Below are 15,132 nucleotides of genomic sequence, written 5' to 3' on the forward strand. Positions count from 1 at the left end.
GCTCAGGCCTTCGCCGCCAGTGCATAACGCGCGATCTCGATTCCCATCGCCTTTTCGACGACGGGATAAACTGTCGGATCGAGTACGCTAGCCGATAGCGGAATGATATCCATCGGCACATGCAGGATGAAGATTTGCATGCCTTCCTGTAACTGCCCGACGCTCAGCGGCTCGCCCTCAGGCGACAGCGTGGTGATCACGGCAGGGAAGGTGGCAAGCCGCCCGCCACCCGCATCGTCCACGGCCATGTATTCGTTCATCACATGCAGCGTCACCGATTTATTGCCCGAGCCGACGGTGATGGTGCCGATGTCGAAGGCCTCCCTGGTGTAGACGACGTCCTTCCGGCTGATGACTCCTTCGGCGAGGATATGCCCGCCCGTCGTCTTGCAGATCGCATCGATGACCGCTGGCCCGCCACGCTTCTCCGCCGCAATGATCGCTTCGCCGAGCGCAAGCGCCATCGAGATGCCGCCAAGTGCGGCATGGCTGCGCACGTAAGAAGCCCGGAGCGGATTGCGGCAGCTGGCGATGAAGCCGCCGGACTGATCGGCCGCGGCGCGCAGCACCGGCGAGATCTTGGCCGTCGCACCCTTCACCACCAGCTCGATGTAGCGGTTCTCGGCCCTGTTGCCGCCGACGGCGGTCTGGATCATCGGCTCGGGTGAGGCGGCCATGCCGATCGAGCCCATGTCGCCGGTCGGGTGGGCGCGGATATCGCCGACGGCATCGACCACCTTGGTGCCGAGAATCGCCGATGGCAGCCAGCCGTTCAGCGTCGACGATTTGCCGTTCTGGCCGATGATCAGCCCGGAAAGCCTTTCGCCGAGCGCCTCCTGAAGCAATTGCACCGCCTTCACATAATCGACGCCCTGCATTTCCCAGGGCGTGGTGGAGGCCGGCGCGCCGATCGCCGCCGCCGTGGCAATCCAGTCGTCATCCTTCAATTCGTCGACCGATACCAGCTCCGGCTTGCCGATGGTGACGGCCGCAAGCCCGAGCATCCGGCCGTGATCGGCCCAGCCGCCGCCGCCGGCGGCATAGACGGAGCCGCCTTTGACAGCCGCCTCGACGTCCTTCTCAACCAGTATGCGTCCCATCGGCCTTCTCCCGCTTCAAATCCTTGTCCATCTCGCGCACCGCCTCGAAAAGCACGGCTGCGCCGAGCGCAATATCCTCATTGTCGGCCCATTCGTCGGAGCAATGGCTGCGACCTCCCCGGCAGGGCACGAAGATCATTGCCGCCGGCGCCACCTTGGCGATCCAGGCCGTATCGTGCCCGGCGCCGGAGGCCATGCGCCGGTATTTTGCGCCGACGCGTTCGCAGGCGGTCTCCAGCGTCGAAAGGAGCGCGACATCACTGGGCGTTGGCAGATTGTCGGAAACCCGGTTCGGCGCCTCGATCGTCACGCCGTAAGCGGTCGCCAGCTTTTCGACATGGCCGTCGAGCCAGCGGCAGAAGGCTTCCATGTCGGGGCGGATTTCCGCGCGCCCGTCGATCAGCAGCACGACCTTCGAGGGGACGACATTGGCTGCGTTCGGCTCGATCCTGAACTCACCGACCGTTGCCGCGAAATGTCCCGGCGTCCTGGCAAGCTCGGCGGCAGCATTGCGGATGTCGAGCACCAGCTGCGATGCCGCCACCAACGCATCCGCCCGCCTGTCCATCGGCGTCGTGCCGGCATGGTCAGCCCGTCCTTCGACGGTGATCTCGATGCGGGTGATGCCCGATATTGCCGTGACGATGCCGATATCCTCCCTTTCGGCTTCGAGCACCGGCCCCTGCTCGATATGGAGCTCCAGGAAGCCTGCCAGATCGGGCCGCTTCTGCTGTCCCAGCACGCCGGGCTCGCCGCCCACCCGGGCGATGCCGCCGGCAAGATCGAGGCCGCCGCTTGCCCGCGACAGCCAGGCTTCCGGCAACTGCCCGGTCATGCCGCGGCTGCCGATGCAGGAGACGCCGAAGATGCTGACCTCCTCGGCAAGGAAATCGACGATCTCCAGATCGTGGTCCAGTTCCAGGCCTTGGTCATGCAGCGCCCGCGCCACCTCGAGCGCCGCAATCACCCCGGCAACGCCGTCGAAGCGGCCGCCGTCGGGCACCGTGTCGGAATGCGAACCGAGCATGATCGTGCCGAGCCACGGTTTGTGGCCGGTGCGCCGGCCGATCAGATTGCCGGCCGCGTCGATCCGCGTTTCCAGTCCGGCCGCCTTCATCCGCTCTTCGAGATAGGCCCGGCCTTCGAGAAAGAGCGGCGAGAAGGCCCGCCGCGTCCAGGGGTGCCCCGGCTCGGTGATTTCGGCCAGCGCCACGATATCCTCAGCGATCCGGCTGGCATTGACGGGAAGATTGCGATTCATGCACTGGCCCCCGCAATGAGGTGGCGCGGCGGCGGCCGGACGAACCGGCCGGTGCCGGGCTTGGCCAGCACCTTGCCGCCTTCGGCGATCTTTTCGCCGCGCAGATAGGTAGCCGTAACCGTCCACGGCAGACGGATGCCGTTATAGGGGCTCCAGCCGACGACATTGTTGCCGCTGGCCGATGCATCATAGACGCTTTCCCGCGGTTCCAGCACGGCGATATCGGCGTCCTTGCCCGGCGTCAGCGCCCCCTTGATATGGTCGAGCCGGAAATGCTTGGCCGGATTCTCGGCCATCAGCCGGGCCGCCCAAGTCAGCGGAATGCCGCGGTCGATGGCGCCTTTGACGAAAAGCGGTACCATGACCTCGAGACCCGGCACGCCGGATGCGTTGGCGAGCATGTCGGGATTGGTCTTGCGATTCTCCGACCAGCTGACGTGATCGGTCGAAACCAGCCAGACATCGCCCTCGGCCACCTTCCGCCAGAGCTTCTCCACCTCGGCGCGCGGCCGCAGCGGCGGATTGATCTTCGCCTTGCCGCCGAGGCGCTTCACGTCATTCTCTTCGTCGAGCGTCAGATAATGGATGCAGCATTCGGCGGTCGCCGCAAAGCCGTCACGCCGATAGGCGCGGGCGATATCGTAGCCGCGCCCGAGCGAGCAATGCACCACATGCGCCGGGCAGCCGGTGGCCGCACCCGTCTCGAAGATCGTGTGCATCGCCAGAAGTTCGGTGATCGGTGGCCGTGACAGGCCGTGCGCCCGCCAGTCGGTGATGCCGCTCGCCTTTACCTGCTCCATGTAGCTGCGCACCGCCTCGTCGTCCTCATTGTGCACGCCTGATGTCAGTCCCGTCGGCGCGATCGCCGCAAAGCAGGCGTCGAGCAGGGCCGGCGGAATGCGCGGAAAGCGCTTGGGGTCGGTGCCGAAAGTGGAAAACTTGAAGGCGGCGACGCCCGCCTCGACCATCTCGCCGATCCGCGCCGGGCCTTCTTCCGGGTCGACGGTGCCGTAAAGCGCGAAGTCGACACGCGCCTGCTGCCCGGCATGGTCGATCTTGCGTTTGACCGCCGCCGCCGAGCAGACGAGATCGCCCTCGTCATAGGGCATGTCGACGATCGTCGTGACGCCGCCGGCCGCCGCCGAACGCGTCGACCAGATGAAGTCTTCCTGGTCTTTCTGCGAAAGCGAGTGCACCTGGGCGTCGATCGCACCGGGCAGGATCAGTGCTTTGCCGAGCAGATGCCTTTCACGCGCTGAAGGTGGTACGCCGAGGCCGACCTCGGCGATCCTGCCGTCGCGGGCGGCGACATAGCCTTCGTCGAGAATGCGATGCGGCAGCACCACCGTGCCCTGCAGAACGAGATCGAAGTCCATGCCGCTTCCTCCTAGACTGAAGTCACCGTTGCCGGCCGGGGCAGAACGCCAAAAGCGCGAGCGTCTTTCGCACGGCCCCGACCGGTTAATGTAGAACAGGATCCAGATTTTCAGTCCCTGGCCGGACATCGTCCTGTTCAGCTGGCCAGCCGCTCCTCGATGGGCTCCGGCGAACCGAGTGCGAAAAAATCGTCGAAGGAGGCGATCGGAACCTGTTCGGTCAGCTTCGCGAGAAAGGTGTCCGATCCGAGTTCTTCCTCGATCGCCTCCACCTCAGCCGAAAGCGGCCGGTCGACGGTATAGAAGGCCGCATGTTTGCGCACGACCTCATAGAGCATACCGGCCACGCCCTTCGGTTCATCGCCGAGAATGTCGATCGCCTGGGCAGACAAGAGCGCCTCGAGTGCCGCGAGGCGCTTCAACGCCTGCATCTGCCGCTCGAAGCGCTCGATGACCAGCGGCAGGAAGGCGGCCTCGTCCTCCAGCCCGGCCGCAACGACAAGCGACTGCGCCGAAACGGGACCTGACATCGACAGGACGCGCGAGAAGATTTCGCCGGCAAGCTTGATGATCGGCCCGAAGCCGGTGGCAATCCGGCCCGGCGGCACGAGGTTGACCGGCAGGTCGCGCCGTTGACCGTTGCCGAGAATGACGCAGCGGTTGAAGGCGTTGCGCGCCGCATGCGCCATGCAGAGTGCGGCCGATTCGAGCAGGATCGTCACATCGAGCGGAAGCGAACCGCCTGATGTCATCACCCGGCCCTCGACAACTACCGGATTGTCGTCCGAGCGTCCGGTGGCGGCAAGGATCTTGTGGCCGGTCGAAAGCAGATTTTCGATGACGGCGCCGAACACCTGGGCGATCATGCGCAGGCTGAGCGGATCCTGCACATGCGTTGCAACCGGCCAGTCCCATTCGTCCGAGGCGTTGCAGAGCCAGGCGCCGATCAGCGCCTCGCGCGCCGTGCCGACGTGGCGGACTGCCTTCCACGGATCGCGGGAGGCGCCGAGCGCACCTGATGCCATCATCCCGGTGGCGAGCAGAATACGGATCGAGGCCGCGGCATTGCGCGTCGTTTCCGCCGCCGCCGCAAAGCTCACCGCGTTGACACTCAGCGAAGCGAGGCTGTCGCGCGGCGCCATCCGCACCGGTTCCAGTCCCGCCGCCCGGAAAGCGTCGGCCGCCTGCATCCGGTTGCCGCGATAGACCGCTTCACCGACACCGGTCAGCACCGCGCCGATCTGCCCCATCAGGCCGATATCGGCGCAGCCGATCGAGCCGGTGCGGCGCACGACCGGGATGAGATCGGCCTCCAGCATCCTGATATAGGCCTCGATCAGCTCCGGCGTGCAGCCGACCTGGCCGGTCAGCGCCGTGTTGACGCGGATCGCCATGGCATTGCGCACGACATTGCAGGAAAACGGCGTGCCGGTGCCGAAGTGATGGGCACGCACCAGGCCGAGATTGAAGGTGTCGAGTTCGTCGGCCGACCACTCCACGTCCTTCATGGCGCCGACGCCAGTCGTCGATCCGTAGACGGGCGTGCCGGCGGCAATCGCGTCCTCGACGATCTCGCGGGCAATCGCGATGCGGGCCATGCCGGTCGGTGAAGCCGAAATCCTCGCCTTGCCGGCACCAATCGTCACCATCTCGGCAAAACCGAGCGGTCGTCCGGAAAGTTCGATGCCGGGGCGTTCGTGCTGCATGTGCCTTATCTCCTAAACTGCGAGACTAAGCGAGCCCTCCGTCACATGGGATATCCTAAATGCCGAACACAGCATGTTATCGGAGCGGTCAGCTCAGCATCCAGGCAATATAGAGAAGCGTCAATGCGATCACCCAGAGCGCGATCCTGGCCGAGCGGTTGTGACGCGCCTCGGCCTTGCCGATCGCCTCGGCCGTCTGGTCGTCGAAACGCAGGCCGTGTTCGCTCATATGCAGCAGCTGATGGTGGAATTTCTCGGTTTTCGCCGCGATCTCGGGCGCGGCTTCGGCGAGCTTGACCGCCGCCTTCAGCCCGTCCTTGAGGTCGGTGACGATCCGCTTCGGGCCGAGATTGGTGCGGATCCAGTCGCCGACGACGGGCTCGGAAGCCTTCCACATATTGAAACGCGGGTTGAGCATGCGCGACACGCCTTCGACCACGACCATGGTCTTCTGCAGCATCACAAGCTCCGGCCGTGTCGCCATGTCGAAGAGTTCGGTCACTTCGAACAGCAGCGTCAGGAGCTTGCCCATCGAGATGGTTTCGGCGGGCTGCCCGTGGATCGGCTCGCCGATTGCCCGGATCGCCTGGGCGAAGCTTTCGACATTGTGGTGGCCGGGCACGTAGCCGGCCTCGAAATGCACCTCTGCGACACGGATGTAATCGCGGGTGATGAAGCCATAGAGGATCTCGGCCAGGAACCGTCGCTCCTTCTTGCCGAGCCGCCCGACAATGCCCATGTCGACGGCGACGATCATGCCCCCGGCATCGACGAAGAGATTGCCGGGATGCATGTCGGCATGGAAGAAACCGTCGCGCAGCGTATGGCGCAGGAAGGACTGGATCAGCGTATCGGCGAGCAGGTTGAGGTCGTGGCCGGCAGCGCGTAAGCCCTCGACGTCGGACATTCTCGTGCCGTCGATCCATTCCATGGTGATGACGTCGCGGCCCGTGCGCTCCCAGTCGACCTTCGGCACGCGAAAACCGGGATCGCTGTCGGTGTTTTCGGCAATCTCCGAAAGCGCTGCCGCCTCCAGGCGAAGATCCATCTCCACCTTCGTCGTCTGTTCCAGCGTCTTCGTCACCTCGATCGGCCGCAGCCGCCGGCTGGACGGCATGAACCGCTCCTGCATGTGGGCGACCAGATACATTGCCTCGATGTCATGGACAAAACGCTGGCGCACGCCCGGTCGGACGACCTTGACGGCGACCTTCGTTCGGCCTTCTGCCGTTTCGACTTCGGCCGGATGCACTTGCGCGATCGAGGCGGCGGCGATGGGCTCGCCGAAGCTCACATAGAGTTCCTCGATCGGCCGGCCGAGCGATCCTTCGATATTCGCCTTTGCGGCAGCCGAGGGGAAGAAGGCCATCCGGTCCTGAAGCTGCGACAGGTCGTTGGCGAATTCGACGCCGACGACGTCGGGCCGTGTCGCCAGGAACTGGCCGATCTTGACATAGGAGGGGCCGAGCCGCTCGACCGCCTGCGCCAGCCGATCGCTGCGCTTCTGATGCCGCGCCCTGCTGCGCTCGAAAATCGTGACGAAGGATTTGGCAAGCGCGACCGAAGGCGGCAGACCTTCGGACGGCAGGGCCGATACGACACCCTCACGCACGAGCACCCAACCGACACGGCAGAGGCGGAAATAGGCTCCGAAAGTGCTCATGCTGAAGTGCCCCATCGAGGGAGGTTCGTCTTTTTTTCCTTCATTCCCTCAGAGCTTCCAGCCGGAATGCAGCGCGGCGATGCCGCCGGTATAATTGGTATAAGTGACGCGCGAAAATCCGGCTTGACGGATCATCGCCGCGAAATTCTCCTGATTCGGGAACTTGCGGATCGATTCCACCAGATACTGGTAGGGTTCGGCATCGCCGGTGATCGCCTTGCCGAATTGCGGAATGGCGTTGAAAGACCAGGCGTCATAGATCTTGTCGAGAAGCGGCATATCGACTTCCGAAAACTCCAGGACCAGCAGCCGTCCGCCGCGTTTCAACACGCGATAGGCCTCGGACAGCGCCTTGTCGATCCTCGGCACGTTGCGAATGCCGAAGGCGATCGTATAGGCATCGAAGCTCCCCGCCTCGAAAGGCAGTTCCTCGGCATTCGCCTCGACGAAGGTGAGATTGTCGGAAAGCTTCTTCTTTGCCGCCCGCTCGGCGCCGACGCCGAGCATCGAGCCGTTGATGTCGAGCACGGTCGCGCGCGCCTGCCGGCCCGAAGCCTCGACAATGCGGAAGGCGATGTCGCCCGTGCCGCCGGCAACATCGAGCACCTTGTAGCCCGGCTCCTTGCGCGGATTGAGGGCGGCGATCATCGCATCCTTCCAGACGCGGTGCATGCCCATCGACATGACGTCGTTCATGATGTCGTAGCGTTTGGCGACCTTGTGGAACACCTGGTTGACCAGACCCTGCTTCTCGCCGCCCGGCACCTCGCGAAAGCCGTAGGAGGTCTCCATGCCGCCATCGGCGGAAGTGCGGCTTTCTGACATCAGGCTGCTCCGTTCCTTGAAGATCGGCGCGGCGACCATAGCGAAAGGCCGCGCGCGACGTTATCACTGGACCGCGCTCTCCGCGGCACACTGGCGCTATAGCGCACATCGTCCTCGGTTGAAACACGTTCGATAGAGATGGGTTAAGATGCCGGAATTGCCAGAAGTCGAAACGGTCAAACGCGGCCTGGCGCCGGCGATGGAAGGCGCTCGCATTGCCAGGCTGGAACTGCGGCGCAGGGATCTGCGCTTCCCCTTTCCCGATGCCTTGGCCGACAAGGTTTCCGGCCGCACCATCATCGGGCTTGGCCGCCGCGCCAAATATCTGCTGGTCGATCTCGACGACGGCAATACGCTGATTTCCCATCTCGGCATGTCCGGTTCCTTCCGTATCGAGGAGGGTGCGGTCTCGGCGATGCCGGGACAATTCCATCATGCCCGCACCAAGGACGAGAAGCACGATCACGTCGTCTTTCATCTTGAGGGTCCGGGCGGCCCGCGCCGCGTCGTCTATAACGACCCGCGCCGTTTCGGCTTCATGGATATGGTAAGACGTGCCGATCTTGCCGCTCACCCCTTCTTCCGCGATCTCGGCCCGGAGCCGACGGGCAACGATCTCGGCGCCGCCTATCTCGCCGAACGGTTCCGCGATAAGGCGCAGCCCTTGAAGAGCGCGCTTCTCGACCAGAAGAACATCGCCGGTCTCGGCAATATATATGTCTGCGAAGCGCTGTGGCGTTCCCATCTTTCGCCCATCCGCGCCTCCGGCACGCTGGTGACGCCGGGCGGCAAGCCGAAGGAAAAGCTCGGCCTGCTGGTCGCCTCGATCCGCGACGTCATCGCCGATGCGATCGCCGCTGGCGGATCGTCGCTGCGCGACCATATCCAGACGGACGGATCGCTCGGCTATTTCCAGCATTCCTTCTCCGTCTATGATCGCGAAGGTCAGGCTTGCGGCACGCCCGGCTGCGGCGGTACGGTCGCCCGTATCGTACAGGCGGGTCGCTCCACCTTCTATTGCGCCGCCTGCCAGAAATAATAGAGAACCGGGAGACCAGCATGGCTTACGAGACCCTGATCGTCGAAACCCGAGGCACTGTCGGCCTCGTCACGCTGAACCGCCCGCAGGCGCTGAACGCGCTGAACTCCACCGTGCTGAGGGAACTGAAGCAGGCCTATGCCGCTTTCCATGAAGATGATGCCGTAGGTGCGATCGTGCTCACCGGCTCCGAACGCGCCTTTGCCGCCGGCGCCGACATCAAGGAGATGCAGTCGCTTCAGTTCGCCGATATCTATAAGAGTGATTTCATCAGCGGCTGGGATGACGTCGCCAAGGCGCGCAAGCCGGTGATCGCTGCCGTCAGCGGTTTTGCCCTCGGCGGTGGCTGCGAGCTCGCCATGATGTGCGATTTCATTATCGCCTCGGAGACCGCGAAGTTCGGCCAGCCGGAGATCACCCTCGGCGTCATCCCCGGCATGGGCGGCTCGCAGCGGCTGACGCGCGCCGTCGGCAAGGCGAAGGCGATGGATCTTGTCCTGACCGGCCGGATGATGGATGCGGCGGAAGCCGAACGATCCGGACTCGTTTCGCGTGTGGTGGCGCCCGAGCGCCTCATCGACGAGGCTTTGGCCGCGGCCGAAAAGATCGCCTCGCTTTCGCAGCCCTCGGTCATGATGGCCAAGGAGGCGGTCAACCGCGCCTTTGAGACGACGCTGGAGGAAGGGTTGCGGTTCGAACGCCGCCTGTTTCATAGTCTCTTTGCCACGGACGATCAGAAAGAAGGCATGACCGCCTTCATCGAGAAGCGCAAACCTGCCTTTAAGCACCGTTGAATGCTTTTCGGCGCTTGCCGCCGGAAAGCTTGAAAATCCGCGTTGACGTGGGCCGGCTTTAGGGTTATATGCCCGCCCACGGTTCGGAAAGCCGCTCTGGTTTTCCGCGATTGCTCCCGTATTGCTGGATTTGGTGGCCGCAGGGCCCGCGGTAATGGCGGAGTTTGTTCGAATTCTTGAGAGAGGCATCCATGGCCAATACAACTTCGGCGAAAAAAGCGACCCGCAAGATCGCCCGCCGTACCGACGTCAATAAGGCTCGTCGCTCGCGCGTTCGTACTTTCGTTCGCCAGGTCGAAGAGGCCATCGCATCCGGTGACGCCGACAAGGCGAAGGCAGCTTTCCTGGCCGCTCAGCCGGAACTCGCCCGCGCCGCCAGCAAGGGCGTGCTGCACTCCAACACGGCATCGCGCAAGGTCTCTCGCCTGGCCGCTCGTGTGAAGGCTCTGTCGGTCTCCACGACCGCGTAATAATCCATTAACGACCTCCTCGTTATGATTAGCCCGGTAATTTTACCGGGCTTTTTCGATTCTGCCGAACGACCTCTGCATGGTGAATCTCACGACTGTTTCGTGTCAGCGCCATGACAGGAAAAGTCGTTTAAAAACAATGGCTTGCGCAAGGATGCTTTCCCATTGCGCGACTCTGGCCAAACCTTTGCGGATCACGGGCGAGTCAAGCAGATTTTTATTTTTTTTCTTTCTTTGCGTGTCAAAATAGCCCGAACGGGGAATCTCTTTGATTCAACTGCGATTCTTTTTTGACGCTGGTGTGACGCCCGAAAAGGGCGGCCGGAGTCAATGGTCGCATCTTAATTTTGCGTAAAATTCATCGTTGATCTTGCCATTTGATCCTGCCTAAATGGCGTCCAACAGAGGGCGCGGACATCACCTGCAGAGTTCGGTCTTAACTGCCACGTCGGCAGGGCGATACGTTTGTGCCATCTGTTACGGAGCCTTGCGCTTCCGTTTTTTCAAGCACTTGACGGATTTGGGCCGTAACGTGGCTGTTACGGGCAGGGATGTTTTGTGCCTATGGCAACCACACGTTTAACGTGAGGATGCTGGATAGGGATAGTAATATTGCGTTCGGGCTGGTCGGCCGAAAACGAGGATTGACCGACAAGCCTGGCACCGAAAGCCGATGAAGGCGCCGCATGAATGCGGTACCTGCAACGAGCTTCCGTGCCGTGTTTGAGTGAACCGGCAGGCGAGTGGCTTCATGAGGATGCCGCCAGCCCGTCAAAGCGGGGAATGATCGGGCGGCTGTTTAGCGGAGGCCGCCCGGTGGAATTGAAAGGCGGCGTTATGCAGATGAATACGATGATGGCGGGCGGGCTCGACAATGGGGATGCGGCACCGCAGGCGTTCGGCTCCATTCGCCAGGAAGTGGGGGAAGCAAAGGCGGAAATGAAGCAGAGCATTTTGTTTGAGCGCGTCAGCGCGCGCTTGAAGGCCCAGGTCGGTCCTGACGTCTATGCCAGCTGGTTTGCCAGGTTGAAGCTGCATTCAGTATCGAAGAGCGTTGTTCGCCTTTCGGTTCCCACGACCTTCCTGAAGTCGTGGATCAACAATCGTTATCTCGACCTTATCACCGGTCTGTTCCAGGCCGAAGATCCGGAAATCATGAAGATCGAAATCCTCGTGCGCACGGCAACGCGCAGCGGCATGAAGGCCGCCGACGAGGTGGTCCAGCCTGAGCCCGCTGCTCCCGCGCAGATGCGCCGTCCGCCGAGCGCCCAGCCGGCTGGCCAGGCCGTCCAGCAGGCGGTTTCGGCCGTTGCCTCCGCAAGACCCGCAAGCCTCGGCACACCGCTGTTCGGCTCGCCGCTCGACAGCCGCTTCACCTTCGATACCTTCGTGGAAGGCAGCTCGAACCGCGTCGCGCTTGCGGCTGCCAAGACGATTGCGGAGGTCGGCTCCGGCGCCGTACGTTTCAATCCGCTCTTCGTCCATTCGACGGTCGGGCTCGGCAAGACCCACCTGCTGCAGGCGATCGCCAATGCGGCGGTGCAGAACCCGCGGGCCCTGCGCGTTGTTTATCTGACGGCCGAATATTTCATGTGGCGCTTCGCCACGGCGATCCGCGACAACGACGCGCTGACGCTGAAGGATTCATTGCGCAACATCGATCTCCTGATCATCGACGACATGCAGTTCCTGCAGGGCAAGATGATCCAGCATGAATTCTGCCATCTCCTGAATATGCTGCTCGACAGCGCCAAGCAGGTCGTCGTCGCCGCCGACCGCGCGCCATGGGAGCTGGAGTCTCTCGATCCGCGCGTCCGCTCGCGCCTGCAGGGCGGCGTTGCGATCGAACTCGACGCGCCGGATTACGAAATGCGCCTCGAAATCCTCAAGCGGCGTCTGGCCGCGGCCCGGCTTGAGGATCCGTCGCTCGAAATTCCGGCAGATCTGCTGCAGCATGTCGCCCGCAACATCACGGCCAGCGGACGCGAACTCGAAGGCGCCTTTAACCAGCTGATCTTCCGCCGCTCCTTCGAGCCGAACCTGTCGATCGAGCGCGTCGACGAATTGCTCGCCCATCTCGTCGGTTCGGGCGAGCCGCGCCGCGTGCGCATCGAAGACATCCAGCGCATCGTCGCCAGGCACTACAACGTCTCGCGCCAGGAACTGGTCTCCAACCGCCGCACCCGCGTCATCGTCAAGCCGCGCCAGATCGCCATGTATCTGTCGAAGACGCTGACGCCGCGCTCCTTCCCCGAGATCGGCCGCCGTTTCGGCGGGCGTGATCACACGACCGTGCTGCACGCCGTGCGCAAGATCGAAGAGCTGATATCAGGAGACACCAAGCTTTCGCACGAAATCGAGCTGCTGAAGCGGCTGATCAACGAATAATTGGTGGATTTTCGAGGGAATTCGACGGCCGGGAGCGATTTCGGCCGTTTTCCTTTATAAGCTTTTTATTCTATACCTCCGGCCATCCGTGCATGTCCGATTTGGAGCGACGCGCATCGGATAAAAACGAAAGCGCCGAAGCGGGCGCGTGGGAGGATATGCATGAGTTTTAAAAAGGTTGCCGTTCTCGGCCTGGGCAAGGTCGGACGGCTGGCGGCGACGCTGTTGCATGAAGGCGGCTTCGAGGTCATCGGTGTCGACGCGCAATTGCCGCTGGGTGAGGTCCCGTTCAAGTGCCGCACCGGCGATATTTCCGACGCTCAGGTGATTGGCGAACTGCTCTCCTCCGTCGAGGCGGTACTCTCCTGCCTTCCCTACCACCTCAATATCGAACTGGCCCGCGCCGCCCATCTTGCCGGCATCCACTATTTCGATCTGACCGAAGACGTTCCGACCACCAATTTCATCATCGAACTGTCGAAGACCGCCCGCGGCCTGATGGCGCCGCAATGCGGACTGGCGCCGGGTTTCGTCGGCATCGTCGGCGCAAGCCTTGCCGACGGCTTCGAGCGCTGCCGCTCGATCCGCATGCGCGTCGGCGCCCTGCCGCAGCATCCCACAGGCCTTCTCGGTTATGCCTTCAACTGGTCGCCGGAGGGCGTCGTCAACGAATATCTGAACGATTGCGAGGTCATCGAGGGCGGTGTGCGCAAGTTGGTCTCGCCGATGGAATGGCATGAGACGGTCTATGTCGGCGGCGTCAAGCTCGAAGCCTTCACGACCTCGGGCGGCCTCGGCACCATGTGCGACACCATGCTCGGCAAGATCGACAATCTCGACTACAAGACCATGCGTTATCCCGGCCATATGGAGCTGATGAACTTCTTCTTCCATGAGCTCCTGATGCGCGACAAGCGCAAACTCGCCGGCGAGATCCTGACCAATGCCAAGCCGCCTGTCGAAGACGATGTCGTCTATGTCCATGTCGCGGCCGAGGGAACGGAGAATGGCAGCCTGCGCCGCAAGGAATTCGTGCGCGCCTATTATCCGATCGAGATTGCCGGCGCGCGCCGCACGGCAATTGCCTGGACGACCTCGGCCTCCGTTGTCGCCGTCATCGAGATGGTCCGCGACGGCCTCCTGCCGGCGACGGGCTTCCTGCACCAGGAGCACATTCCGCTGGAGACGTTCCTGAAGACGCCGACCGGTAGCCTGTTCAAGGCGGGCGCGACCAGCCACGGCTGAGACATGTTTTCCGGCGCGGACGGCGATGTCGCTGCCGCGCCCGGATCAACCTCGTTGGATGTCAGCAGGCGAGATCGGCAACGACGGAATCGAGGATCAGCATGCCCGATGGCGTGCAGCGCAGGCGCGAATTGCCGATCCGCTCGACGAATTTGTGTTCGAGCAGGAATTCCTCGCGCTTCGGGTCGAGCTCACGGCCCGAAAGCTGCTGCCAGCGGGCGAGATCGACGCCTTCCCTCAGCCGCAGTCCCATCAGCAGCAGTTCGTCCGACTGTTCCTCGAAACCGAGCCGCTCCTGGTCGAGAATACCGTGGCCGTCGCGCTCGACCATCTCGAGCCAAGCTTCCGGCTTGCGCTCGGTCGCCGTCGCAAGCTTCTCATGCCCATGCGTCAGCCGGCCGTGCGCGCCCGGACCGATGCCGGCATAATCGCCGTAACGCCAATAGGTCAGATTATGTCGGCTTTCGGCACCCGGCCGGGCATGATTGGAGACCTCGTAGGCGGGCATGCCCTCACGCGCCGTGATCTCCTGCGTCGCCTCGTAGAGCAGGGCCGATTGCTCGCCGTCCGGCACGATCAGCTTGCCTGATTTGTGCAGACCGAAGAAGGGCGTGCCTTCCTCGATGGTCAGCTGATAGAGCGACAGATGGTCGACGGCATAGGAGATCGCTTCCTTAAGTTCCTTCTCCCATTCCTCGACCGTCTGGTCCGGCCGGGCATAGATGAGGTCGAAGGACATGCGCGGGAAGATCTCGCGCGCCAGCCGGATCGCCCTCAGGGCGTCGGCGACGTCATGCAGCCGGCCGAGGAATTTCAGATCGCGATCATCAAGCGCCTGCACGCCGAGCGAGACGCGGTTGATGCCGGCCGCCCGGTAGCCGCGAAACCGTTCAGCCTCGACGCTCGACGGGTTGGCTTCCATGGTGATTTCAATGCCGGCGGGCACATGCCAGTGCCGCGCGATGCCGTCGAGAATGGCATCGACCGTCTCCGGCTTCATCAGCGACGGCGTGCCGCCGCCGAGGAAGATGCTTGTCACCGTCTTCGGACCGCTCATCGCCCGGACTGCCGCCATCTCCTTCAGAAAGGCTGATGCAAAGCGCTCCTGATCCACCGGCTGATGGCGCACATGACTGTTGAAGTCGCAGTAGGGGCACTTCGCCGCGCAGAAGGGCCAATGCACATAGACGCCGAAGCCGGGCTCGCCGGTATCGGGCAGCAGCGCGGCGTCGCGCGAGAGGCTTGGCGTATCGAAATTGCCCACG

The 15,132-nt window shown here is 63.1% G+C and carries 12 protein-coding genes; 5 read left to right on the top strand and 7 right to left on the bottom strand.

The window, feature by feature from the left end:
* Positions 1-2: 2 nt before the first annotated feature.
* From Tal182_RS01970 to ubiE, 6 genes are all read right to left on the bottom strand, one after another.
* Positions 3-1,100 carry a DUF917 family protein gene (locus Tal182_RS01970; RefSeq protein ID WP_085857905.1) on the bottom strand — a complete coding sequence of 366 codons (1,098 nt, stop codon included), beginning with the start codon at positions 1,098-1,100 and terminating at the stop codon, positions 3-5.
* A complete protein-coding gene (locus tag Tal182_RS01975) occupies positions 1,081-2,361 on the bottom strand; it encodes a Zn-dependent hydrolase (protein ID WP_085857906.1) in 1,281 nt (426 codons plus the stop codon). The genes Tal182_RS01970 and Tal182_RS01975 overlap by 20 nt, the downstream gene beginning before the upstream one ends.
* Entirely contained in the window at positions 2,358-3,737 is a 1,380-nt protein-coding gene (locus tag Tal182_RS01980; RefSeq protein WP_085857907.1) for an amidohydrolase family protein, read from the bottom strand. The genes Tal182_RS01975 and Tal182_RS01980 overlap by 4 nt, the downstream gene beginning before the upstream one ends.
* 137 nt (positions 3,738-3,874) lie before the next feature.
* The gene (locus tag Tal182_RS01985) at positions 3,875-5,443 is read right to left on the bottom strand and encodes an aromatic amino acid lyase (protein ID WP_085857908.1); all 1,569 of its coding nucleotides are present in this window, start codon (positions 5,441-5,443) and stop codon (positions 3,875-3,877) included.
* Between the two features lie 88 nt (positions 5,444-5,531).
* Positions 5,532-7,106, bottom strand: a complete 1,575-nt coding sequence (ubiB, locus tag Tal182_RS01990; protein ID WP_085860770.1) for a 2-polyprenylphenol 6-hydroxylase — start codon at positions 7,104-7,106, stop codon at positions 5,532-5,534.
* 48 nt (positions 7,107-7,154) lie between these two features.
* Positions 7,155-7,931 (bottom strand): bifunctional demethylmenaquinone methyltransferase/2-methoxy-6-polyprenyl-1,4-benzoquinol methylase UbiE, encoded by a 777-nt coding sequence (gene ubiE, locus Tal182_RS01995; protein WP_085860771.1) that lies wholly within the window; start codon positions 7,929-7,931, stop codon positions 7,155-7,157.
* Between the two features lie 148 nt (positions 7,932-8,079).
* Between ubiE and mutM the strand changes: the two genes are divergently transcribed.
* The 5 genes from mutM to Tal182_RS02020 all read left to right on the top strand — a co-directional run bounded on the left by mutM (position 8,080) and on the right by Tal182_RS02020 (position 13,867).
* Positions 8,080-8,970: a bifunctional DNA-formamidopyrimidine glycosylase/DNA-(apurinic or apyrimidinic site) lyase gene (gene mutM / locus Tal182_RS02000; RefSeq protein ID WP_085857909.1), complete on the top strand. Its 891-nt coding sequence runs from the start codon at positions 8,080-8,082 to the stop codon at positions 8,968-8,970.
* A gap of 20 nt (positions 8,971-8,990) precedes the next feature.
* Entirely contained in the window at positions 8,991-9,764 is a 774-nt protein-coding gene (locus tag Tal182_RS02005; RefSeq protein WP_085857910.1) for an enoyl-CoA hydratase, read from the top strand.
* A gap of 191 nt (positions 9,765-9,955) precedes the next feature.
* Complete coding sequence (gene rpsT / locus Tal182_RS02010) at positions 9,956-10,234, top strand: 30S ribosomal protein S20 (RefSeq protein ID WP_064800423.1); 279 nt, start codon at positions 9,956-9,958, stop codon at positions 10,232-10,234.
* A gap of 837 nt (positions 10,235-11,071) precedes the next feature.
* Positions 11,072-12,622, top strand: a complete 1,551-nt coding sequence (dnaA, locus tag Tal182_RS02015; RefSeq protein ID WP_085857911.1) for a chromosomal replication initiator protein DnaA — start codon at positions 11,072-11,074, stop codon at positions 12,620-12,622.
* 162 nt (positions 12,623-12,784) lie between these two features.
* Positions 12,785-13,867, top strand: a complete 1,083-nt coding sequence (locus tag Tal182_RS02020) for a saccharopine dehydrogenase C-terminal domain-containing protein (RefSeq protein ID WP_085857912.1) — start codon at positions 12,785-12,787, stop codon at positions 13,865-13,867.
* A gap of 61 nt (positions 13,868-13,928) precedes the next feature.
* Here the strand turns inward: Tal182_RS02020 and hemW are convergent, their stop codons facing one another.
* Entirely contained in the window at positions 13,929-15,131 is a 1,203-nt protein-coding gene (gene hemW, locus Tal182_RS02025) for a radical SAM family heme chaperone HemW (RefSeq protein ID WP_085857913.1), read from the bottom strand.
* Position 15,132 lies beyond the last annotated feature (1 nt).

Origin of the sequence: Rhizobium sp. TAL182 (assembly GCF_002117725.1) — a bacterium.
GTDB classification, from domain to species: Bacteria; Pseudomonadota; Alphaproteobacteria; order Rhizobiales; family Rhizobiaceae; genus Rhizobium; species Rhizobium esperanzae.